The organism is Orbus sasakiae, from assembly GCF_039542345.1.
Classification (GTDB): Bacteria; Pseudomonadota; Gammaproteobacteria; order Enterobacterales; family Orbaceae; genus Orbus; species Orbus sasakiae.
Genome location: NZ_BAABHY010000005.1, coordinates 40,186 through 62,162 on the forward strand (window position 1 = coordinate 40,186; position 21,977 = coordinate 62,162).

19 protein-coding genes are annotated in these 21,977 nt (G+C 39.4%); 8 read left to right on the forward strand and 11 right to left on the reverse strand.

Going from position 1 to position 21,977, the window contains the following annotated elements; translation table 11 throughout:
* Positions 1 to 25: 25 nt before the first annotated feature.
* Positions 26 to 1,402, forward strand: coding sequence for an envelope stress sensor histidine kinase CpxA (gene cpxA, locus ABEA36_RS09365; RefSeq protein WP_345491988.1), 1,377 nt, complete (start codon positions 26 to 28; stop codon positions 1,400 to 1,402).
* Between the two features lie 10 nt (positions 1,403 to 1,412).
* Entirely contained in the window at positions 1,413 to 1,889 is a 477-nt protein-coding gene (gene trmL, locus ABEA36_RS09370; protein WP_345491440.1) for a tRNA (uridine(34)/cytosine(34)/5-carboxymethylaminomethyluridine(34)-2'-O)-methyltransferase TrmL, read from the forward strand.
* A gap of 223 nt (positions 1,890 to 2,112) precedes the next feature.
* Here trmL and efp read toward each other — a convergent pair whose 3' ends face one another.
* Positions 2,113 to 2,679, reverse strand: a complete 567-nt coding sequence (gene efp, locus ABEA36_RS09375) for an elongation factor P (protein ID WP_345491442.1) — start codon at positions 2,677 to 2,679, stop codon at positions 2,113 to 2,115.
* Between the two features lie 31 nt (positions 2,680 to 2,710).
* Here efp and epmB point away from each other — a divergent pair, with 31 nt between their 5' ends.
* Complete coding sequence (epmB, locus tag ABEA36_RS09380) at positions 2,711 to 3,730, forward strand: EF-P beta-lysylation protein EpmB (RefSeq protein ID WP_345491444.1); 1,020 nt, start codon at positions 2,711 to 2,713, stop codon at positions 3,728 to 3,730.
* A 94-nt stretch (positions 3,731 to 3,824) separates the two neighbouring features.
* Here the strand turns inward: epmB and metA are convergent, their stop codons facing one another.
* On the reverse strand, positions 3,825 to 4,754 hold the full coding sequence (metA, locus tag ABEA36_RS09385; protein ID WP_345491446.1) for a homoserine O-acetyltransferase MetA: 930 nt from the start codon (positions 4,752 to 4,754) through the stop codon (positions 3,825 to 3,827).
* Between the two features lie 413 nt (positions 4,755 to 5,167).
* Between metA and ABEA36_RS09390 the strand changes: the two genes are divergently transcribed.
* The 4 genes from ABEA36_RS09390 (at position 5,168) to dhaL (ending at position 9,054) form a co-directional block, all read left to right on the forward strand.
* Positions 5,168 to 6,661 (forward strand): UxaA family hydrolase, encoded by a 1,494-nt coding sequence (locus ABEA36_RS09390; protein ID WP_345491448.1) that lies wholly within the window; start codon positions 5,168 to 5,170, stop codon positions 6,659 to 6,661.
* A gap of 172 nt (positions 6,662 to 6,833) precedes the next feature.
* On the forward strand, positions 6,834 to 7,292 hold the full coding sequence (locus ABEA36_RS09395) for a MerR family DNA-binding protein (RefSeq protein ID WP_345491450.1): 459 nt from the start codon (positions 6,834 to 6,836) through the stop codon (positions 7,290 to 7,292).
* Positions 7,293 to 7,421: 129 nt separating this feature from the next.
* Positions 7,422 to 8,426, forward strand: a complete 1,005-nt coding sequence (locus ABEA36_RS09400; RefSeq protein WP_345491452.1) for a dihydroxyacetone kinase subunit DhaK — start codon at positions 7,422 to 7,424, stop codon at positions 8,424 to 8,426.
* A gap of 1 nt (position 8,427) precedes the next feature.
* On the forward strand, positions 8,428 to 9,054 hold the full coding sequence (gene dhaL, locus ABEA36_RS09405) for a dihydroxyacetone kinase subunit DhaL (protein ID WP_345491454.1): 627 nt from the start codon (positions 8,428 to 8,430) through the stop codon (positions 9,052 to 9,054).
* Between the two features lie 112 nt (positions 9,055 to 9,166).
* Here dhaL and ABEA36_RS09410 read toward each other — a convergent pair whose 3' ends face one another.
* From ABEA36_RS09410 to ABEA36_RS09445, 8 genes are all read right to left on the reverse strand, one after another.
* Positions 9,167 to 9,805 carry a dihydroxyacetone kinase subunit L gene (locus tag ABEA36_RS09410; protein WP_425571922.1) on the reverse strand — a complete coding sequence of 213 codons (639 nt, stop codon included), beginning with the start codon at positions 9,803 to 9,805 and terminating at the stop codon, positions 9,167 to 9,169.
* A 16-nt stretch (positions 9,806 to 9,821) separates the two neighbouring features.
* Positions 9,822 to 10,838, reverse strand: a complete 1,017-nt coding sequence (locus ABEA36_RS09415; RefSeq protein ID WP_345491458.1) for a dihydroxyacetone kinase subunit DhaK — start codon at positions 10,836 to 10,838, stop codon at positions 9,822 to 9,824.
* 135 nt (positions 10,839 to 10,973) lie between these two features.
* The gene (locus ABEA36_RS09420) at positions 10,974 to 11,636 is read right to left on the reverse strand and encodes a class II aldolase/adducin family protein (protein ID WP_345491460.1); all 663 of its coding nucleotides are present in this window, start codon (positions 11,634 to 11,636) and stop codon (positions 10,974 to 10,976) included.
* A gap of 26 nt (positions 11,637 to 11,662) precedes the next feature.
* Entirely contained in the window at positions 11,663 to 13,726 is a 2,064-nt protein-coding gene (locus ABEA36_RS09425) for a BglG family transcription antiterminator (protein ID WP_345491462.1), read from the reverse strand.
* Positions 13,727 to 13,785: 59 nt separating this feature from the next.
* Positions 13,786 to 15,171 (reverse strand): PTS galactitol transporter subunit IIC, encoded by a 1,386-nt coding sequence (locus ABEA36_RS09430; RefSeq protein WP_345491464.1) that lies wholly within the window; start codon positions 15,169 to 15,171, stop codon positions 13,786 to 13,788.
* Between the two features lie 23 nt (positions 15,172 to 15,194).
* Positions 15,195 to 15,473 (reverse strand): PTS sugar transporter subunit IIB, encoded by a 279-nt coding sequence (locus ABEA36_RS09435; protein WP_345491466.1) that lies wholly within the window; start codon positions 15,471 to 15,473, stop codon positions 15,195 to 15,197.
* 15 nt (positions 15,474 to 15,488) lie between these two features.
* On the reverse strand, positions 15,489 to 15,965 hold the full coding sequence (locus tag ABEA36_RS09440; RefSeq protein WP_345491468.1) for a PTS sugar transporter subunit IIA: 477 nt from the start codon (positions 15,963 to 15,965) through the stop codon (positions 15,489 to 15,491).
* Positions 15,966 to 16,246: 281 nt separating this feature from the next.
* Positions 16,247 to 19,108, reverse strand: coding sequence for an autotransporter outer membrane beta-barrel domain-containing protein (locus ABEA36_RS09445; RefSeq protein ID WP_345491470.1), 2,862 nt, complete (start codon positions 19,106 to 19,108; stop codon positions 16,247 to 16,249).
* 287 nt (positions 19,109 to 19,395) lie between these two features.
* Between ABEA36_RS09445 and ABEA36_RS09450 the strand changes: the two genes are divergently transcribed.
* A complete protein-coding gene (locus tag ABEA36_RS09450) occupies positions 19,396 to 20,661 on the forward strand; it encodes an MFS transporter (protein ID WP_345491472.1) in 1,266 nt (421 codons plus the stop codon).
* A gap of 125 nt (positions 20,662 to 20,786) precedes the next feature.
* Here the strand turns inward: ABEA36_RS09450 and allD are convergent, their stop codons facing one another.
* Positions 20,787 to 21,836, reverse strand: a complete 1,050-nt coding sequence (gene allD, locus ABEA36_RS09455; RefSeq protein WP_345491474.1) for an ureidoglycolate dehydrogenase — start codon at positions 21,834 to 21,836, stop codon at positions 20,787 to 20,789.
* Positions 21,837 to 21,977: the final 141 nt, after the last annotated feature.

The window sequence follows — 21,977 nt, forward strand, 5'->3', positions numbered from 1 at the left end:
GCAAAATAGGCGATAAAAAATGTGGATTTTTGATAGGTTAACCATAAGGATATTCACTATTTTTTTATTTACCGTCGCCTTATTTCTCGCCCTTATTGTCACCATACCCAACCTTGATTCCAGAAACCTCACCTATCTCTCGGCCAAAGAAAAGGAGATAGGAATGTCGCTGGCCACATCAATCGAAAAAGAGCTCACGAACGTACCCAAAAATAGCTTTCGTTGGTGGATGCGTTTTATCGTCGTCATGGATAACTTGAGGCGTCCCGGGCAATCACTCTATATTTTAACTCCAAGTGAACAAATCATAACGTCAGATACCAATAACGTTGATCTGGTGCGTAATTTCACTGAACTCACGAATAAATCAGATGATCCTGCCAAAAAAATCTACAATAATTATGAGATTATCGGTCCTTTTACGCTCCACTATAGCAATGAACCTTATCATCTTTATATTATGCAAGCGGCTTCAGATACTCAGTCGCAATTTGCTAATCTTGTGTTTGATCACCCCTTTTTATTGTTAGCGTTGACGATGTTAGCAAGTACCCCCTTTTTACTGTGGTTATCATGGAGCCTTGCAAAACCAGCAAGGCGATTAAAAAAAGCGGCTGACCAAGTGGCGAGGGGAAATCTTCAACAATGGCCTGAACTTGAAAAATTTGGTTCATCAGAATTTAAAGCCACAGGCGCGAGTTTTAACCATATGTTGCGCGAACTCAAGCGTATGCAAGATCTACAGCAACGTTTATTATCGGATATCTCTCATGAACTGCGAACTCCCCTCACACGGTTACAACTTGCAACGTCATTATCACGGCGAAAATATGGTGAAACAAAAGAAACAGAGCGCATTGAAATCGAAGGTAAAAAACTTGATCTAATGATTGGTGATTTACTGTCCTTGGCTAGACAGCAGTATGCCAATAATGAAGTTAAAGCCCCACACCAAATTGATAAGTTATGGAAGCATGTGCTTGAAAATGCAAAATTTGAAGCAGAGCAAATTGGTAAACAGTTTTATATTATCAGCAAACCTGATGATAGTGCGATCCTCTGTTATCCACAGGCACTATGCAGCGCATTAGAAAACGTTATACGTAATGCATTTCGCTATTCTCATCATCAAATTGAAGTGAACTTTCAAGTTATCAATCAGTATTTATATATTACGGTTGATGATGATGGACCAGGCGTTATCGAAAACGAATATGAACAAATTTTTAGACCGTTTTACCGCACAAGTGAAGCTCGAGATCGCGAATCAGGAGGTACGGGTTTAGGATTGGCAATTGTCGCGAATGCCATCACGCAAGACAATGGTGAAGTTCACGCACAAAAAAGCCATCTTGGTGGATTAAGAATTGTGATAAAATTACCACTTTATAAAAAGTCATAAGAGAATTACAGTGTTAAATATTGTCCTTTTTGAACCCGAGATCCCAGCCAACACGGGTAATATTATTCGGTTATGCGCAAATACAGGATTTAAATTGCATATCATTGAACCAATGGGCTTTTTTTGGGATGATAAAAAGCTGAGACGAGCGGGACTTGATTATCATGAGTTCGTCGAAACGAAACGCTATAAAAACGTCAATGATTTCCTAACACTCAATCAATTAAACTTGAATGATACCAATCGTTTATTTGCAATGACAACCAAAGGTTCAAGACCACACAGTGACGTCAGTTACAAGGCAAATGATTATTTATTATTTGGTCCAGAAACGCGTGGATTACCGACCTCGATTTTAGACAACTTATCAGCAACACAAAAAATTCGGATTCCAATGCTAGCCAATAGCCGTAGCATGAACTTATCTAATTCGGTTGCTGTCGCGATTTATGAATCATGGCGCCAATTGGACTACCAAACAATTTAATCAGTATCATTACTCAATAAAAAAGCGGATGGTTTTTCGATAGGTTAAATCTAATACAAAATTAGCTTTTAACTAAATCGTTTCAAAAAATTAACGTTAATTTTACAATATTAAAACTACCCCTAAAATTAGCGGCAAATTCAATGAAAGAAGGAAATACTTTGATACTCATGCTATGAGTAAATGAAAGCTGCCTTAAGGAATAAAGCAGCTCAATAGCGCGTTATTTAACGCGAGAAACGTATTCGCCAGAACGCGTATCAACTTTTAATACTTCACCAATCTGAACAAATAGTGGCACACGGACTACCGCACCGGTGGATAATGTTGCAGGTTTACCACCAGTACCGGCAGTATCCCCTTTTAATCCAGGATCAGTTTCAATCACTTCTAACTCAACAAAGTTAGGTGGTGTTACCGCAATCGGCTGACCATTCCACAATGTTAAAATACACTCGGCTTGTTCAATTAACCATTTTGCATTATCACCAACAGCTTTACTGTCCGCCGATAATTGTTCAAATGTTTCATTGTTCATGAAATGCCAAAATTCACCATCAGTATAAAGATAAGTTAAATTCATATCCATTACATCGGCAGATTCAACGGTTTCACCTGACTTAAATGTTTTATCAACGGTCTTACCCGAAAGTAATTTTCTGATTTTAACGCGGTTAATTGCTTGACCTTTACCGGGCTTATAAAATTCATTTTCAATAATTGCACATGGCTCACCATCTTGCATTATTTTAAGACCCGCTTTAAACTCACTAGTACTATAAGATGCCATACAAGCTCCAAAAATTCTGAATACCCAAAAAATGAGCCACATTATACAGCAAATTTATCAGCAGCAAAATAAAGAAACATGGATTTGTGATCTAGCCAATGTTGTCACCGACTTGGAAAGCTTGCTATCTCAATTGTCACTCGATACAAACGTCATATCTGCCAAGATGCTCGCCGCCAAAAAACAATTTGCCTTACGTGTGCCACTAAGCTTTATTGCTAGAATGGAAAAAGGCAATCCTGATGATCCGCTGTTACGGCAAGTATTATGTGATGCACAGGAAATGAATATCGTTGAAGGATATAGTGCAGATCCATTATTAGAGCAACGTAATGAAGTGCCTGGACTTTTACATAAATACCATAATCGGGCGCTACTTATTACCAAAACAAACTGTGCAATTAATTGTCGTTATTGCTTTAGGCGTCATTTCCCGTATCAAGAAAATAGCGGTAATAAAACCAATCTAAGTCGCGCACTCGATTATATTCGCCAACACACACAGCTAAATGAGATCATTTTATCAGGTGGTGATCCCTTAATGGCGAAAGATCATGAATTACAGTGGTTAATCGAACAACTCGAAGCGATTCCCCATGTCAGTCGACTACGTATTCACACTCGCCTAGCGGTTGTGATTCCAAATCGTATTACAGATGTATTTTGTCAGCTATTACAGCAAAGCCGTTTAGATACGATTTTAGTCACCCATATCAATCACCCTAATGAAATTGATCAAACCGTCATCAACGCGATGCAAAAACTCAAACAACATCAGGTGACATTACTCAACCAAAGTGTGCTACTTAGAACCATTAACGATGACGCTAAGGTATTGGCTGATTTAAGCAATAAACTGTTCAGTGCCGGTATTTTGCCTTACTACCTACACGTCCTAGATAAAGTACAAGGTGCCGCACACTTTTTGGTGGATGATAAAACCGCACAAACGCTCATGCGACAGCTAGCAACACAAGTTTCAGGTTACTTGGTACCCAAACTTGCTCGAGAAGTTGGTGGTGAGAAAAATAAACGCGTATTGCCTTACTAATATTGTGACCTAAAAACGTCACATAACGATCACTCAAAATCGCACCTTACATGGGTAATCCCGCGGTAATCATACTGTGGGATATGGGTGAGACTTAATCAATCGTTAAATCACGCGTATTAAGATCGAACGGTGTTAATTGGTATACATAATAGTTGAGCCAGTTACTAAACAGTAAATAAGCATGACTACGCCACGTTGAACGTGCTTGGTGATCCGGATTATTATCAGGGAAATAATTTTCAGGAATATCGGGATTTAATCCCGCATTGAGATCACGGAAATATTCATTCGCTAAAGTAAACGAATCATATTCTGGATGTCCTGTTACAAATGCCATACGCTTATCTTTGGTCGCCATCAAGTAAGCGCCCGTCGTTGCTGATTCAGCTAAAATCACTAAATCGGTTTTTTGTCGAATAATATCACTCGGGAAATCCGCATAACGTGAATGTGGTGCTAAAAACGTGTCATCAAAACCACGGGTCAAAATCGCATTGGGATCAGTGATATTATGCCAATACACACCCGATAACTTATGTTCTCGGGTCAATTTTGGCAAACCATATAAAATATTAAGCGCCGCTTGCACTGCCCAACAAACAAATAGTGTTGAGGTGACATGTTCTTTTGCCCAATCAATGATTTTTGCTAATTCTGACCAGTACACAACATCATCAAATTGTACTTTACCCAGTGGAGCACCGGTAATGATTAAGCCATCAAAGTTCTGATGTTTAATGTCTTCAAAATCACAATAAAAGCTATCTAAATGTTCTATCGGGGTATTTTTTGATTCACGCTGATCAATCCGCAATAATTGAATATCCACTTGAAGTGCCGAGTTTGACAATAAACGCAAAAATTGGTTTTCAGTTTCGATTTTTTTAGGCATGAGATTAAGGAACAGCACTTTTAATGGTCGAATTTCCTGAGTTTTAGCACGGCTTGAGGCCATAACAAACACGTTTTCATTACGTAACACATCTACCGCAGGTAACGTATCAGGAATACAAATAGGCATAAATGAGCTCCTTAATCTAATTTTATGTTATCAATTTATCCATTTAAACGTTTAGACGTCTAGATACCTGAATATAGCCATTTTAGCTTGTGTTGTCGAGTGGTTAATTTAATCGATAATCGAATAAATGTGATAAAACACCTTATCCTTTTGATAATCAATAATATATTTTTTCATGATCTTATCTAAAATCCGACTTTAGTAACATAATGCCATCTTCATAATCGATCATTCATCAAAAAGCACCCCGCAAATGTCTTAAGAGTGACAGATTATTCACCTAATTATCACCATAATAGATAGCGATAAGTGTGATATTGGACATCTTGCATGACACATCAGATCGCGTCATATCACCGATATTTAACACCAAGATACCAAGCAATCCTTTGTACAATATTGGGGAAGTGAAGATGAAAAAGATTATCCATATTAATGATAACGATAATGTGATTATCGCTCTTGAACCCATTAATCAAGGTGATGTTTTGGTTGTTAAGCAAAATCATATTACGGCTAAACATGCCATTGCGCAGGGTCACAAAATGGCCATTGAGCCGATAGCTGTAAATCACAATATCATCAAATATGGTTTTGCTATTGGTCATGCAACCGCCCCAATACAGATCGGAGAACATGTTCATACACATAATCTTACAACTAATTTAGGGCAATTAGATGAATATCAATATCAACCCAATCGTCCTACAATAAAAACCCAATATGATGACCGAGAAATACAAATTTATCGCCGAGAGAACGGCTCCGTTGGTATTCGTAATGAATTATGGATTATTCCAACCGTCGGTTGCGTTAACGGTATTGCCCAACAAATTGCTAAAAAATTTATCACACAGCTAGCACAACATACTGAAAATTTTAGTGATGTATACGTGCTCACCCATCCCTATGGCTGTTCACAATTAGGGCAAGACCATCAAAATACACGAACCATTTTACAAGATATGGTTAATCATCCTAATGCCGGTGGCGTTCTTGTGATTGGACTCGGTTGTGAAAATAATCAACTTAATGTATTTCGCGACACCTTGGGCGAATATTCTCCTGAGCGTGTTAAATTTATGATATTACAAGAAGAAAACGATGAAATTACTACAGGAGTCAAACATCTCAATCAACTTTACCAACACCTCAAAAATGACAAACGGGTCACTGGTAAATTAAGTGAACTAAAATTTGGTCTAGAATGTGGTGGTTCTGATGGTTTATCGGGTATTACAGCTAACCCCTTACTGGGTCAGTTTTCAGATTACGTCATCAGCTATGGTGGCACTACAGTATTAACCGAAGTGCCTGAAATGTTCGGTGCAGAAACCATTTTAATGTCACATTGTATTGATGAAATCACGTTTAATAAAACCGTCGAAATGATCAATGATTTTAAGCGTTATTTTATGGCCTACGATCAACCAATTTACGAGAACCCATCTCCCGGCAATAAAGCCGGAGGCATTACGACATTAGAAGACAAATCATTAGGTTGCACGCAAAAAGCAGGTCACAGCCAAGTGGTCGATGTTTTAGCGTATGGTGAACGTTTAAGCAAAAACGGGCTTAATTTATTATCTGCACCCGGTAATGATGCTGTTGCCACGAGCGCACTGATTGCAGCTGGTTGTCACATGATATTATTTTCAACGGGTCGAGGGACGCCTTATGGTGGATTCGTCCCAACCGTTAAGGTGGCAACCAATAGCACCTTAGCCAATAAAAAACCAACATGGATCGATTTTAATGCAGGGCAATTAGTTGATGGCCTACCTATGCATGAGCTATTAGCTCAATTTATTAACTTAATTGTTGAAATTGCCAATGGTAGACCAAGTTGTAATGAACGCAATGAATTTAAAGAACTGGCCATTTTTAAAAATGGCGTTACGGAATAATGACCTATATTTTTATAACCATAAAATATAAAGTTCAAACGTTATTATAATAGGCCAGTAAAGCATTTTATTTTAAGCGTATATCGTCGCTACTTAATAAAAAATATCGTTTTTTGATTTTACACATTTAGCTGTTATATTGAGGGTATCTACCAAACCATTATCGATTACTATGAGTAAAAATAATCTTAAACTCGAGCTTAATACAGCAAAACAAAACGGATTTTATGAAATTAGTGAAGCCGCTAAACTCAGTGGCGTTAATGCAAAAATGATTCGTTATTATGAATCCAAAGACTTATTACCACAAGCCAAGCGGACTATCTCTAATTATCGTATTTACTCTGCTCAAGATATCCAAATGCTGATATTAATTAAACGAGCACGCTCGTTGGGATTTCCATTAGAACAAATTAAACAATTATTAAAATTATGGGATAACCAATATCGTGCCAGTAAAGATGTCAAACAATTAGTCTTAGGGCATATTGCAGAGCTTGAAGATAAAATTAAACAGATGCAAGCAATGTGTCAAACGCTACATCATTTAGCTGACTGTTGCTATGGTAATAAAGATCCGCAGTGTTTTATTCTTGATTCTTTAGCTGAGCTAACACCAACTCAATCTTGATAAAATGGTTATCCCGTTGATGTGCAATCAATGGGATACTATTTGTTATCAATTATCATCGTTCATTATGCTGACTTTCCTTAAAATATCTTTCAGTCGATACTGAAATCAATCTAAAGAGGGAAAGTAATGCGAAAACCTAAAAAATTACTCAATGATCCAAATAATGTCAGACGTGAAGTCATGGATGGGCTTGTGTATGCATATAACGGCAAACTTAACGCAATTGATGAGTATTGCGCAGTATATCGCCAACCTATCGATCGTGAACAAGTGATTATTGTCAGTGGTGGCGGTAGCGGCCATGAACCGACATTTGCCGGTTTTATTGGAGAAGGTGGCATTGATGCGTGTGCACTAGGTGAAGTCTTTACCTCTCCATCACCGGATCAAATTATTGAAGTGACAAAAGCCGCTCATAACCATCAAGGCGTGCTTTTCCTATACGGTAATTACTCCGGTGATGGCATGAACTTTGATATTGCAGCGGAAATTCTTGCCGAAGAAGGAATTCAAACCTTAACGGTTAGAGGAACAGATGATATTGCCTCCGCCCCGTTAGAAAGAATCACCGATCGCCGTGGCGTTGCTGGGATTATGTTCCTTTACAAAATAGCCGGCAGTGCAGCGCAATTTAAAAAATATGATTTAAACCGTCTTTATGAAGTAACGAAAAAAGCCAATCACAACACCCGTACCATTGGTGTTGCACTTGATGGCTGTGCCCTGCCCCAATCCGCCAAGTTTAACTTTGAACTGGCTGATGATGAAATTGAAATGGGTATTGGCATTCATGGTGAAGCAGGCTTACGCCGTCAAAAGATCACGTCCATGGATGAGACGGTTGCAGAAATGGTTGATCGACTTTGTACCGATTTGCCCTATCACGCTGGCGATAAGATTTGCGTCTCGATCAATAATTTAGGTGCTTTAAGCAATACCGAACTGTTAATTGCCACCAAAAAGGTCGGTGAAGAGCTAAAACAGCGAGGCATCATTACTCACGATATCGTGACCGGTCATTTTTGTACATCACTTGAAATGTCAGGGTTCTCAATCAGTTTTCTAAAACTCGATAATGAATTACAAGCACTTTATGACTTGCCATGTCATACGTTAGGTTGGAGGAAATAATATGAATGTAGCACAAACCAAAGCAATGATGCTTTATACCGCAGAAAAAATGGTGGAAAGTGAACCAACGTTGACCGCATTGGATCAAGTGATTGGGGATGGCGATCATGGTATCGGAATGCAACGCGGTTTTGCCGCCGTAATGGTACAACTGCAAGATCCCGCCTTTCATGCAAACGATATTGGTGATTTTTTTACACAAGTCGGAACAAAGCTCATGACGTCAATGGGCGGGGCATCTGGAGCCATTTTTGGTACCTTATTTCGAGCTGGTGGTAAAAGTATTACCGGTGAAATGACCTTAAACAGCAATGTACTTTGTAAATTGCTTAATGATGGTTGGCAAGCAGTATATCTACGTGGTAATGCCAAACCCGGCGATAAAACGATGGTTGATGCATTAGCCGCCGCAGCCGAAACCGCACAAAAAACCCAAGATGAGCCGTTAAAGCAAGCCCTTCCACAAATTGCAAAAGCAGCAATGGATGGTGCTGAACAAACAAAACAGATGATTGCGGTATTTGGACGAGCAAAAAACCTCGGTGAACGCGCAATTGGTCATGTTGATCCCGGTTCGGTGTCTATGGCATATATTTTACAGTATATGAGTGATTATCTTAATCAGTAGCTTGATGTTGTAATAAAAAATGGTCATGTGAATGACCATTTTTTATTTGTAGCAAGATACGCTGGCAATGTTCGTTATTTTTTTATCATAATAGGCAATTATAGTGTAAAAACTAGGCTGTCATGTGCCCAGCCGCGAATTCCGAATACCCTTGCAATAATAGCTGAGCAACATACGCGCCGGGATCAAGAAGTGCCCGCGAGTTTTCTCCACGGGTTGCAGCTCGCCCATGCACCGCAAGCATCGTTTGCGTTGCCTTAGCCCCTTGCTCTGCACTGATATAAGCCTTGTTTGCAAGTGCCTGCCAAGATGATTCACCTGCATTTTTTAATGTTTGAACGGCAGGATACAAGCCATCTAAAAATGTCTTATCTCCAACATTTGCTTTACCGCGTGCTTGTACACCATCGAAATAGGCAACAAAAATATCGGCAAATTCATGACTCTCTATGGTTGTTTTACCTTTAAACACTTTGCCCACCTGCATTAACCCTGAAGCCATTAATGTGCCCATTGTTGACGGCACCGCCGTTGACATCGTTTTGCCTGCCAAGTAAAAAAACTTCCCTATATCAGCTTCATCGCTGTCTTTGATGGCTTGATAGGCAGCACAAAAACCATCACTCATTGTTAGCCCTAAATCACCGTCGCCCACAACACTATCGAGATCGATCAGCGTCTCTCGCTGAGTTTGCATAATCTGTGCCCAGTTTGCAAATAACGGTTTTAAATCAGCGGTCGTAAATTGCATCATGCACTCCTTTTACTTACAATTGGAACTGTTTAAAAAATGGCGTATCCGCTTGTGCTTTCAGTAAGCGTTTTAATTCATCATCCACCTTTAACACACTAATTGATAAACCGGACATCTCCATCGCGGTTGCGTATTCGCCGACATAGGTATGACAGACTTTAATGTTTTCAGCTTGCAAGATTTGCTGTACACGGCGATAAACCACATATTGTTCTTCCAATGGTGTGCCACCAAGTCCATTAATCAATACGGCAACTTCATCCCCACTTTGATACGGAATATCGTCTAGTATTTGCGGGAGGATTTCATTCACAATTTCATCTGCACTCAGTAATTTACCGCGACGAATCCCTGTTTCACCATGAATCCCCATGCCGATTTCCATTTCATCTTCAGCGATTGAAAAACCCGGTTTCCCCACGCGAGGGACGATACATGGCGATAATCCTACGCCCATCGTACGAACGTTCTGGCATGCCTTTAAAGCAATGCGTTTCACATTGTCTAAGTCCATCATTTCTGCCGCCGCTGCCCCTGCGCACTTATACACAAAAAAGATGCCGGCCACGCCACGTCGCGTGTTTTTTTGCCCGGCATTAACCGCCGCCGCAGAAGCCACATCATCGCCAGCTACGACAGATTCAACACGAATATCGGCTTCAAAATCCGCCATTTCAGCCGCCATGTCAAAATTAAAAATATCACCGTTATAATTACCATAGATATATAAAACACCGGCACCTGCATCAATCGCTTTGGTAATTTCAAACATCTGTTCGGCGCTTGGTGATTGGAAGACATCACCGATCGCACAACCATCAAGCATACCTTTACCAACATAACCTAAAAATAGGGGTAAATGTCCGGAACCGCCACCCGTTGAAATCCCGACTTTACCCGCCACTTTGTGCTGAGTAACTAAACAATGCAAATCATCATTCACATAGGTCACATCATGAGGATGTGCGGCATAGATCCCTTCTAACATCTCAGGTATAAAATTTTCTGGCTTATTAATTATTTTTTTCATCGTTGTTGCTCCAATACGATATAACCATCGCTTGCAAGATTTTAAAACGCTTAAACTCAATATCAAATCAGCGTGCTTGATGATGACTATCCCTACTGATGGCATAACACCCGCCATGCCATCAGTGAGTTCATGCTATTTTTTAAATTTAATTTGGGTAGGGTAAGCCCAGCTTTTTAACTCTTCCGCAGGGAAGCCACCAGGATCGCGTCCACCATTGATCAATAATGCGTGGTAATAAATCTCAGCCATCTCTTCGATATAGGCGGCTTTCAATACGGCTTCATACGGGTCCTTATCAACGGCGATTGCGCCATGTTTTTCCATTAAGATAGCATCAGCACGTTTGATCGGCTCAATCACACTGTTCGACAGATCGGGGGTACCGGGTCTGCCGTATGGTGCAACAGGTATCACACCATCTTTTAAATTCAAAATCGCACACTCATACACGACCGCTGGAATCGGTCTTGCTAGTACAGCAAACGACGTGGCATAAATAGAGTGGGTATGTGATACCGCAAACACATCCGGTCGGGCTTTGTAAATTTCAAGGTGCATTAAACATTCGCTAGTTGGGCGTAAACCGGATTCAGCTTCAATCACATTTGCATCCAAATCCATGACCACTATGTCACGAGTTGTGAGCAGTTCTTTATCAATGGTGGTTGGCGTGACAAGCACATAACCGGTTTCTTTATCACGTACACTTGAGTTACCCGCTTTGTGCTTACAAAGTCCCCAAGCGGCTGCCTTTTTTGCCATATCAACAACATTTTGTTTTTGTATATCTAACATAGTCATGCTCCTGTTTAATGATTCGGTTACTGGTAATGTGCAAATAAAGAATAAATGTCATCACAGCTACTCGCTGCACGAATACGGCTAGCGCCATGCTGACACTCTAAAAATTCATTTAACTGTGCTAATGCTTTTAAATGTTTCTGTGGGTTATTGGTCGCTAATACAACGATTAAATCGGCTTGCATATAGCCACAAATATCAATACGTTCAGGTAATTTTAGTAAGGACATACAAACTTGATTAACTCCATCATCAATACCTGCATGGGCAATAATCAAACCATCAACCAACATGATATAAGGTTGATCGATCTGAATTTTGTTAATCATCCGTTCAGTATAATAAGGTTCAATCAGTTGTTCATCTAACAGTGGCTGCGCGGCAATTTCGATTGCCGTTTCCCATGAAATCGACGCAGTATGAGAAAGATTAATGTGCGTTTTAGGCATTAAATCAGCCAGCGATGGCGTGGTTAATTGCGACAATCGTAATGCATGATCGCTATCACTGTCGTTATACAAGTATTCTGTTAACTCTTTTTGTAATGCCTTACGATCACTAATTTGACAATGCTTTTCAATAATAAACAGCAACTCTTCCACTTGAATAATGCTTGGATCGACCCCTTGTAAGGCACCGATAACTTGATTACGAAACGCATTTTTGTGAAAGTTATTGAGCGAAGGATTAATCACAAATAACATCTTGTTGGTAGCTAAGTGTGATGTTGAAAAAACAATATCGTAATAACGATTGTATTTTTCAAACTCGCGTTTTGACATCGCTGAAGCAAAATGTAACTCGGGCAATAACACCTGTAAGGTCAAATAAAGGTATGTCGACACGGTGGCGCTGTTTTCACACACGACAATGGCGATTTTTTTGGTTTTAATTTGGTTAATCATCCCTTCTCGCGTTAACCAGCCGCCAAATAAAACAGTAATGAACGCCACTTCTTCATCAGGCATTTTACAATGCAATAAGCGCTCAAAGGGATCAACGGCGCGACGGACGATCTCATGTAAGTGCCCAAATTCTTGCAAAACAATATCATAGACACTGTTAATGTTAGAGATATGATAACGAATACGATAATAGGCGGGTTTCCAATGTTGATATATCCGTTCAATCAATTCATTTTTATCTTTAAACGTCACACAGCTGATTTGCTCAAAGTTATCAATGACTTTGACAGCACTTTCAAGCAATATGGCATCTAAATGGAAATATTTATCGGCAATAGTTTGAATATTAGAACTTTGTACTAAAACGGTTAAAAAAATCTGTTCATTACGATCTTTAATACCAAACTTTTCAATCAATTTTTGCATCAACAAAAAATCACGACTATTCGCTGCTTCCGCATAATTGTCTGGCAGATCTTTAATCATTTTATTGGTTTCAATACGATGCAAAATAAAACAGATAAAGTACGTTAACTCTTGCAACTGCTCATCGGTAAATAAAATTTTCAGTTTCTTCTCAATTTCGCTAAAAACATGCCCAACGTGTTCAAGTCGCCCTAGCGTAATGTTGTTATTTTCAAAAAAGACTTTTTGCGCAATCGGCATCACAATGATTTTGCGAATAATTTTTAACAGTAAATAGCGTTTATTGATTTCACTGCCCATCACACGATAACCATTTTCACGATCATAATTGACCTGTAAATCAAAGGGTTCAATGACTTTTTGGACTTTTTTAATGTCATTGATGATCGTATTTTGACTCACCATCAAAGCGGAAGATAAATGGATTAAAGACAACCGCTCAATACGCGTGAGTAAATAGAAAATGATCAGATTTGTACGTTCTTCTTCTGAATAAATATAACGCCCAACCGCAAGGGGATCTTCGGCTTGGCGAAAGGTTTCGATAACAAGCTTGGGAACACCAAGTTTACCCGTTTTAAAACGTTTAATCGGCTCAAGATGATTTGATTCAAGAAAATCATTCACTTTTTGCAGCGTATAACTTAATTGTTTGCGTGTTAGACTAAATTTGGCCTCCAGTTCAATCCCCGTGATACTCGGATTTTGAACAACCGCATCTAACACTTGATGAATTCGCTTATCTACAACCATGAATAAACCTCTTTTATCAGCTGGTAACATCGTGTTACCAGCTTTTAGACTAATTACGTTTAATTCGTATTATCTTGAGTTTGTGCTTGAGCTGTTTCTTTTCTAAGTTCTTTGGCATAAAAGAAGTAGCCGACACACCAATATGCAGCAAGTGCTAACGGAATAAAGTAACCTTGCATAAACTGCGTGATAAATGAGAAGGCATAAGTAAATACAGGCGCATCAATTGAGCTATTTGAGATCAGTTGACCAGCTGGGATATCTATCGCTTTTGTTGCTAGACCTAAATCGGTGATCATCGGTGCAAACTGCGTGCCGACAAACAGGAAGAACGGTACACCAATGATAGCTAATATAACCATTCTTAACGTATTACCATTGGTTAAGATATAAGCAGGCACCACCAGTGCAATATTAATAATACCGGCAAATGGCAGGATTTTATTTCCTGGTAAAATCACAGCCCAAATCAACGTAAAAGGAATGGCGACGATGACGGTAAACCAAATTTCACTTGAGCCCCCCATAAACGGCCAGTCTAAACCGACAAACAGTTTACGGCCTGCAAAACGTTTATTCATGTAATCACTGATCGCCTCAGAAATCGGTGATAGTGCTTGCATAAATAATTTCGAAATCATTGGGAACAGCATCAGCGCTGTTGCCGCTTGTACCCCTAGCATTAAAATCGTTGCCACATCATAGCCGGCAATAATACCGAAGGTCACACCAAGGATAAAGCCAATCACATGGTTTTCTGCAAACACCCCAATTTTTGATCGCAGGGCTGCCGCATCCATCGGTTTATTTAACGCTGGTATTTTACGTAACAGTAAATCAAACGGGTAATAGATGGCAGCAAAAAATAACATTCTATGGGTACAGGTAATACCTGGAATACCAGTAAGTTTTTCAATACGATGCTGATTGATATCACCAGAGTTAAGTTCCATAATAATTTGGAATGAGGCAATGACGAAGGCTAGTACTAATGCGGTGACTGAACCAAAAATCGGTGATGCAACAGCAAGCACAATAAACGCTGTGAAAATTTTACCCCATACGTTCCATAAATCGGCATTAAAGGTATCCGTCTTTTTAATGACTAACATGAAAATATTGATCCCGACTTGCAAAGGGAACATTAAGAAAGCATATGGCCAAGCCCATGATACGTTGGCCATGGTTGTCCAACCGCCGTCAATAATACTCAGTTCTAAACCCGTGCGCTCCATCATGGTTTGAGCAGCGGCACCAATGGCCCCCACCATAAAACCAATCAACATACTCATCCCGACAAATGCGACCCCTAATGTGATAGCGGCAGAGGCTGCATCTTTAAATTTCATACGTACAATGAGACCCGCAAGTAACATGATAAATGGCACAAAAACCGGCGCCCCTAAATTTAAAATATAACTAACTACAGAACTAAGAAAATCCATTATCGTTCTCCTACATTGAGTTATTATTTACAGGCATCAATAATTTTTTGTAATTCAGCATCCATGCCTATGCCTGTTAAAAATGCAATCCCATTGATCACCGGAATAGGATATTCCTTATCAATTTTGGTGATTGCGATATAAGCTGCACTATCTTTCATATGTGTATCAACTGACTTTAAATCGACCACTTCGACTTTAATATCGTTATAACCTTTTTCTTTTAATAGTCTCATAGCTTTACTGGCAACGGTTTGTGACGTGGCGACACCACTGCCACAAGCGACAATAATTTTTTTCATACTTCAGTCTCCTTTTTAAAACTTAACTTTTGAGTTGAGTAGTTGCATAAACTGATCACATGTTTTGGCTTCATGAAGTTGCTCTAAAAACGTTTTTTCACTAAAACATGCCATTAATGTTTGTAATAAATTGATGTGGCCATCTTTCTCGACAAAACCGAGAAGAAAGATAAAGTGAGCATTGAGGATTTGGTCATTGTTGGCCATTTCATGCCAATCAACGGTGCCCTTAACACGAGTGACTGAGATAAACGGCTTGATAATATGTTCTATATCAGTATGCGGCAGAGCAACAACATATGGTTCGGTAGGCAAAGCGGTAGGGTAAGCCGCTTCTCGTGTTTTAATTGCTGGTAAAAATGATGCTTTTACATATCCTTTGTCATGTAAAATCGGATAAATAAAATCAAAAAATTCATTAGCATTGTGGAATGTTTTGTCTAAGAAGATAAGCTCCTCAAAAAACATATCGCTAGTTGAATTTTTGCCCATAGCTGTCTCCTAAATCAAATTTTTAATATCCTCACCACTGACTCGGTGTTGTTATCCGTTCTGATGAGTTTGATTTTAGGCAATTAGCCACAAATAAACTAATGATATTGGTACCAAATAATATCCGTTATTTTGCGCATCATATTGACGATAAAGAGAGGGACTAATGGGGTTTGTTAAATCATAAAAAAACATTAAGAGAGAAAGTGATAAAGCTATCACTGATAACCACTTGTCGGTGAAGTGGTTATCAGTCTTTTGGGAAATCGGTCTAACCGAAATTAGAAACGCACTTGCATCCCGAGAGTTAAACCAATATTACGATAATCATGTTCACCAAACTGGTAACCAAGATTAATCCAGATGTTGCTATTTTTGTGAAGGGTACTTTCAATGCCCCCTTTGATTTCAGCAAGATTACGCACACCTGACTGATAAACGCGATCACCATTCATTTTGATAGAAAAAGGTTGGGTATTATAAAGCCAGTTGGTTTCAATAAAGATTTGTCCACTAAAATCTTGTACTGGGCTATTCGAATCAAGAATTGTTCTTAAACCTAATCGTGTTTGAAGATTATTACTTTTACCCGATATTTTTGAACCTTCTCGCTCAGTATGATTATCCGCATCAACGCCCATCCAAGTTAGTTGACCTTGCGGTTGTAACCATAAATGATAATACTCTGACTCAGCGGCTAAAAACGTATACCCACCCTCAAGTGAAGCAGTAAAACCTTTTAGTTTATACTCTTCCGATTGTAGCCCTTCACCATTAACCTTACCATTCAGATGGTTCCACATGAGCCAACTATCAACATACAGACCGGTTCTGTTAAGATCATTTTCATACCACGTGCCATATAAGCCAACACTGTAACCATCAACTTTACCGGATGAACTGTTCCCAAGCTTATTAGGTCCAACATCGTTAGTGCTACGCCCATATCCAGCCATGATACCGACATGTAGACGATCTACACCTTGGTGTGACCAATTTGCAATATCGCCCCCTAATTGTGTGACATACCAATTATTGGTGACATCAAGTTGACTGCTTGCACCAAATTCATTTTGCCCATATTGATAACGTAGCCACATGCTCGTCGTTTTATGTTCACCAGTTATAAAATCGATATAAGATGTTTCACCTTGGCGATCGTGCAACCGCAAGTTAAACATGGTATTTGCTGCAACGAGATTGCCTAAATAGGATCCAGCTTCAGGCCGTAATATACTTTCATCACTATCACCTGTTAATTTTGAGGTTAAATACCAATTGTTTGAGTTTGAATCAGTCGTTCCTCTCGCTAAGGTATAATCGTAAGCGCCAGCGACAATACGACCTTGTTGTTCAAAACTCCCTGACGAATCACCTTTCACTTGAATGACCTCAATACCTTCAATTGTTTGGTCACCAAGGCCACCCGCATTATTGATTTGAACATAGGTACGACCTGACGTATCACCATTCACAATCAACTTATCGGTCAGTGAATCATCACCATTTAACGCCGTATTCATGATAATCAAACCATCATTTCCGCTGTAATTACCTTCCACGGTTAATGTGGTAAAGCGGTTAGCACGTTGAGATCCCGAATTTGATAAAAATGTAATGGTTGAGTTATCGTTAATCAGATCAGTTAAATTAGAGTCGCTATCGAATTGCCATAATGATCCATTTTTTAATGTAATATTGGCGATAGCGGTATCTGCTTTTTCAGTATGACCCGATATAGTTGAATTACCATCGACAACGATATCGACAGTCGTAATACCCTGATCCCATGAAGGTGACCCAGATCCTGTATAATCCTCAACTTTGAGTAAACCCGACTCACCAGACAACAAGCTACCATCAAGCACATTTACCTGCAAAGTACCACCTTGTGCAGCGATGCCATATCCCGCTTCAGACACAATACTTGAACGCTGTAAATCAACTTTAGAACCGTTTCGACTCCCCCCATTCTCAGCAACCCCCACTAACATATAAATACCATGAGCATCAGTGCCTTTTGTCAGGATTGAGCTATCTTCTAAAGAGATATACCCGGCATATTGGACCATTGCACCATGAGCCCCCTGACCAGAGGTTTCAATCGATGAGCCATTTTTTAGGTAATTATTACCATAATGATAACTATACACGCCAACTGAACCAGTGCCTTGCGTTGTTACACGGCTATTATCTAGCGAAATTTTTGCACCACCGCGAGACCATAAACCGTATGCATTATCCCCTGACGTTGCCACCGTTGAACCATTTAATAATTCAATCGTATTCCAACTATAATTCGCAATAGCACCTGAACTACCGGTACCTTCGGTGATGATATAAGAATTATTCCAACTGGAAACGGCACCGCGAGCTGGTTGCCCATTCGTTCCCCCCATCTGTACACTGTATATACCATAGGCATTATCGCCTTTTGTATGCAGGGTGACATTATTTGCATTGACACTCGTTTGAACCGGGCTTGTACCAGTATTATTGGCACCACCAAGATAAGCGCCAATCCCATTATCCGATGTTGTGGTTATCGTACCATTGGATAAATAGACTTCAGCACTAAAAAAAGCATACACACCGTGAGCACCCGCAGTAATATCAAAATCATCAATTTTAGTAATGTTTGCAATATCGTTTTTAGTTACACTGCCATTAAGATCTAATCCATTACCTGTCGCATTAATCGTGACATCCGTTAAATCAATATTCGCCGATCCACTGCTAGCTAAACCCGTGCCATTTGAATCAATATTTAAACCACGACCAATAAAGTCTGTTGTCGTTCCTGCGCTGCCAACAATATGCCCCACCCCCTGAATGTGGACCCCGACACAATTCGATGTTGTGCAAGTTAGGGTTAAATTATCAATTTCAGCATTGGCGCCATTAATAATCGAAACACGACCATTAACCGTGGTGTCTTTAATTTGAATACCCGTGCCATCTTGGGAAACCGAAATGCCATCAAGTTGTTGCCCATCAACAACATGTCCTGGTTGGCCATCATAAATATTAATTTGTTCAGCATGGACTTTTGATATACCAACTGAAGTCAATGCGGAAAGCAGTAAACAATGAATTAAAGATTTTGGGGGATAAGATCGCCTAAGCATATTAATTTCCATCATGAGTTGTCATTTATTATTTGGTTATGTTTATTTTTTTAGAACGAGCAGAGCCTGCTCAATTTGTCGGATACTAACGGCCAATAAATAGCTAGTCAAGTAATAAAAATCGTACAAATTGACACTATCCAATATAAAAAATCGCGGTAAATTGATTTTATTTAACATATTGTCTTCACATTAATAAATATTTCTAAAAAAGCGCAATAATTAATGACAGAGAAGACAATTAGCGCTTTAATAATAGAGGAATCATAAGGTATATCAGTCCATGCTCATTAGCAGTTTGGTTGAAACAGTTCTCCACCACATTTCATCAAAACAGGAGTTCTTATATGCAGTCCTCTTCGCAACAAAATATTCCTACATCTTATTGGATAAGAATCGTCGTTATTTTCTTTTTAGGTTGGGTCGTGATTTATGCGGGTCGTTCCGTTTTAAGCCCAATTGTAGGGGAGTTACAAACTGCTTTTGGCTTATCGAAAGCTGAGACAGGCGGTATCATGAGCTTGTTCTTCTTGGCTTATACGCTATTACAAATCCCATCTGGGATTCTGGGCGATAAAATTGGCCGTAAGCGCGTATTAGTAACCGGCTTTACTTTATACGCTATCTTTATTGCATCAGTCTATTTTGTCCCCTCATTTGCTGTATTCTTATTTTTATGGATTCTAGCAGGTGCCGCGCAAGGGTGTTATTACGGTCCACAATATGCCTTATCATCAGAAGCGATTCCTAAAAAATGGATTACCGTCGGTAGTGCCATCATTGGAAGTGGTATGTCATTTGGTATTGCAATGGGTTATTACCTATCAAGTGTGATGGTCTCGGTTTATCATACCTCATGGAAAATGCCTTTCGTGCTGGTCGCCATCCCGATTGTGATTGTCACCTTATTAATGCTGTTTTTTGTCCGCGAAAGAATTACCCCCGTCAACGCCGCGAATAGTCAAATGGCACCGAAAGGAAATTTTGCAGATCTGTTTAAAAACCGTAACCTTGTCCTTGCCTATATCACGATTTTCTGCTCAATTTATGGCTTTTTCGTTATCATCACATGGTTACCAAACTATTTAGAAGCAGAAAGGGGAATGGATAAGATTGAAGCGTCACAAATTGCCTCTATCGTGCCGTGGATTTCAATCATTGGTACCATTTTGTGTAGTTATGTCTCGGACAAATTAGGTCGCCGTAAACCGGTTGTCCTCTTTATGATGCCATTATCACTGGTTGCCATTTTTGGTATTGTGTATTCCGACTCATATGCGGTTTTAATTGCCGTGTTAATTCTATATGGCTTTATTGGTAAAATTAGCCTTAACCCAGTGCTAATAGCCTTAGTTGCAGACAATGCACCGAGAGCCTCGCTAAGTACTGCATTTGGTTTGTATAACTTTTTTGGTATGGCTGCATCGATTTGTGCCCCTTATGTCACAGGACTTATTGCCGATAAAACAGGTAGCTTAAATAGCGGTTTCTATTTTGCCGCATTTATCACATTAATTGGAATTACCGCAATCTCGTTTGTTAAAGAAGGCCCTAAAAAGACGGATTAAATCACCAATACATTCTCTTTCACATACCGGCATCATTTGTCGGTATTTTTTGAGTGTTACTCAGTCAATAAAAAAGCCACTTATCACTAAGTGGCTTTTTTGTTATTTAACGAAATTGACGGTGATTATTCAGCAAATTTATTTTTGTGATCGTAACGATTATAATGAATATCATCACTCACTAAGTAATTATAGATATCATCAACAATTTCAATGCCATCTTTAAGGTAAGCGGCTTCACGCGCTTTACCGCGTTCACCTGGGTAATAAACTTCTGCGTTACCTTTTGCTGGTTTCACTTCTTTTAGCTCATTAAGCATTGCTGACATAGCGTGTTTAAATGGCTCTAAGCCGATAAAGAACGCTGGGTTAATCACAATGTGTAAATGACCCAATTCACGTCCTTTAGACAAATCAGCATACATTGATGATACGTGTTTACCAAATGGTAAGCCAAGTAAAATACCTGAGAAAATATCGACCATCATCATCAAACCATAACCTTTCGGCCCTGAGATTGGTAACAATGCATTAACTTTATGGGGATCGGTTGTTGGTTCACCATTTTCATCTACCGCCCAAGTTGATGGAATTGGTTCGCCTTTAGAACGCGCATACAGGACTTTACCCCATGCTTGTACCGTTGTTGCCATATCAAAAGAAACAATACGATCATCAGCCGTTGGCGCAGCAAACGCGATTGGGTTAGTACCAAAAAACTCTTCAGCACCGCCATAAGGCACGACCATTGGATCGGATTGACATACTGAAAATGCAATTAAGTCATTCTCAGCAGCCATTTCAGTAAAATAACCTAACGAACCACTGTGTGACATGCGACGAACACCCACAACTGCAACGCCATTCTTTTTCGCCATTTCAATGGCTTTATCCATACCAATTTTTGCCGCAACAAGTCCACAACCATTGTCGAAATCTAAAATCGCACTTGATGGACCGGTTTCGTTAAACGTCACATTTGGATTATGTGTGATACCACCTTTTGCAATACGCTCAGAATAATACTCAACACGCACAGCGCCATGAGAGTGAATACCTCGTAAGTCAGCAAAGGTTAATACATCTGCTGCAACATCCGCGTGTTCTTTGGTTAAACCCGCTTTGTGCATTTTATTTGCAATCAATTCATGTAACGTTTTTTTATCAACTCTCATATCAATAACTCCTAGTAAGAATTCCGCATGTATAATCCCTCTAAGATATGCGGAATTAGTTATTCATTCTGTGATCAAGTTAAATATTTTTTATTAATTCAATCAATTTTAATTAATCATCATGAATTATTAAAACTCACT

What these genes read in the sequence shown, in the direction of transcription:
- efp (WP_345491442.1), bottom strand. Translation starts at nt 2,679, where the DNA reads ATGGCATCTTATAGTACTAGTGAGTTTAAAGCGGGTCTTAAAATAATG.
- epmB (WP_345491444.1), top strand. Translation starts at nt 2,711, where the DNA reads ATGAGCCACATTATACAGCAAATTTATCAGCAGCAAAATAAAGAAACA.
- metA (WP_345491446.1), bottom strand. Translation starts at nt 4,754, where the DNA reads ATGCCTATTTGTATTCCTGATACGTTACCTGCGGTAGATGTGTTACGT.
- ABEA36_RS09390 (WP_345491448.1), top strand. Translation starts at nt 5,168, where the DNA reads ATGAAAAAGATTATCCATATTAATGATAACGATAATGTGATTATCGCT.
- ABEA36_RS09395 (WP_345491450.1), top strand. Translation starts at nt 6,834, where the DNA reads ATGAGTAAAAATAATCTTAAACTCGAGCTTAATACAGCAAAACAAAAC.
- ABEA36_RS09400 (WP_345491452.1), top strand. Translation starts at nt 7,422, where the DNA reads ATGCGAAAACCTAAAAAATTACTCAATGATCCAAATAATGTCAGACGT.
- dhaL (WP_345491454.1), top strand. Translation starts at nt 8,428, where the DNA reads ATGAATGTAGCACAAACCAAAGCAATGATGCTTTATACCGCAGAAAAA.
- ABEA36_RS09410 (WP_425571922.1), bottom strand. Translation starts at nt 9,805, where the DNA reads ATGCAATTTACGACCGCTGATTTAAAACCGTTATTTGCAAACTGGGCA.
- ABEA36_RS09415 (WP_345491458.1), bottom strand. Translation starts at nt 10,838, where the DNA reads ATGAAAAAAATAATTAATAAGCCAGAAAATTTTATACCTGAGATGTTA.
- ABEA36_RS09420 (WP_345491460.1), bottom strand. Translation starts at nt 11,636, where the DNA reads ATGTTAGATATACAAAAACAAAATGTTGTTGATATGGCAAAAAAGGCA.
- ABEA36_RS09425 (WP_345491462.1), bottom strand. Translation starts at nt 13,726, where the DNA reads ATGGTTGTAGATAAGCGAATTCATCAAGTGTTAGATGCGGTTGTTCAA.
- ABEA36_RS09430 (WP_345491464.1), bottom strand. Translation starts at nt 15,171, where the DNA reads ATGGATTTTCTTAGTTCTGTAGTTAGTTATATTTTAAATTTAGGGGCG.
- ABEA36_RS09435 (WP_345491466.1), bottom strand. Translation starts at nt 15,473, where the DNA reads ATGAAAAAAATTATTGTCGCTTGTGGCAGTGGTGTCGCCACGTCACAA.
- ABEA36_RS09440 (WP_345491468.1), bottom strand. Translation starts at nt 15,965, where the DNA reads ATGGGCAAAAATTCAACTAGCGATATGTTTTTTGAGGAGCTTATCTTC.
- ABEA36_RS09445 (WP_345491470.1), bottom strand. Translation starts at nt 19,108, where the DNA reads ATGATGGAAATTAATATGCTTAGGCGATCTTATCCCCCAAAATCTTTA.
- allD (WP_345491474.1), bottom strand. Translation starts at nt 21,836, where the DNA reads ATGAGAGTTGATAAAAAAACGTTACATGAATTGATTGCAAATAAAATG.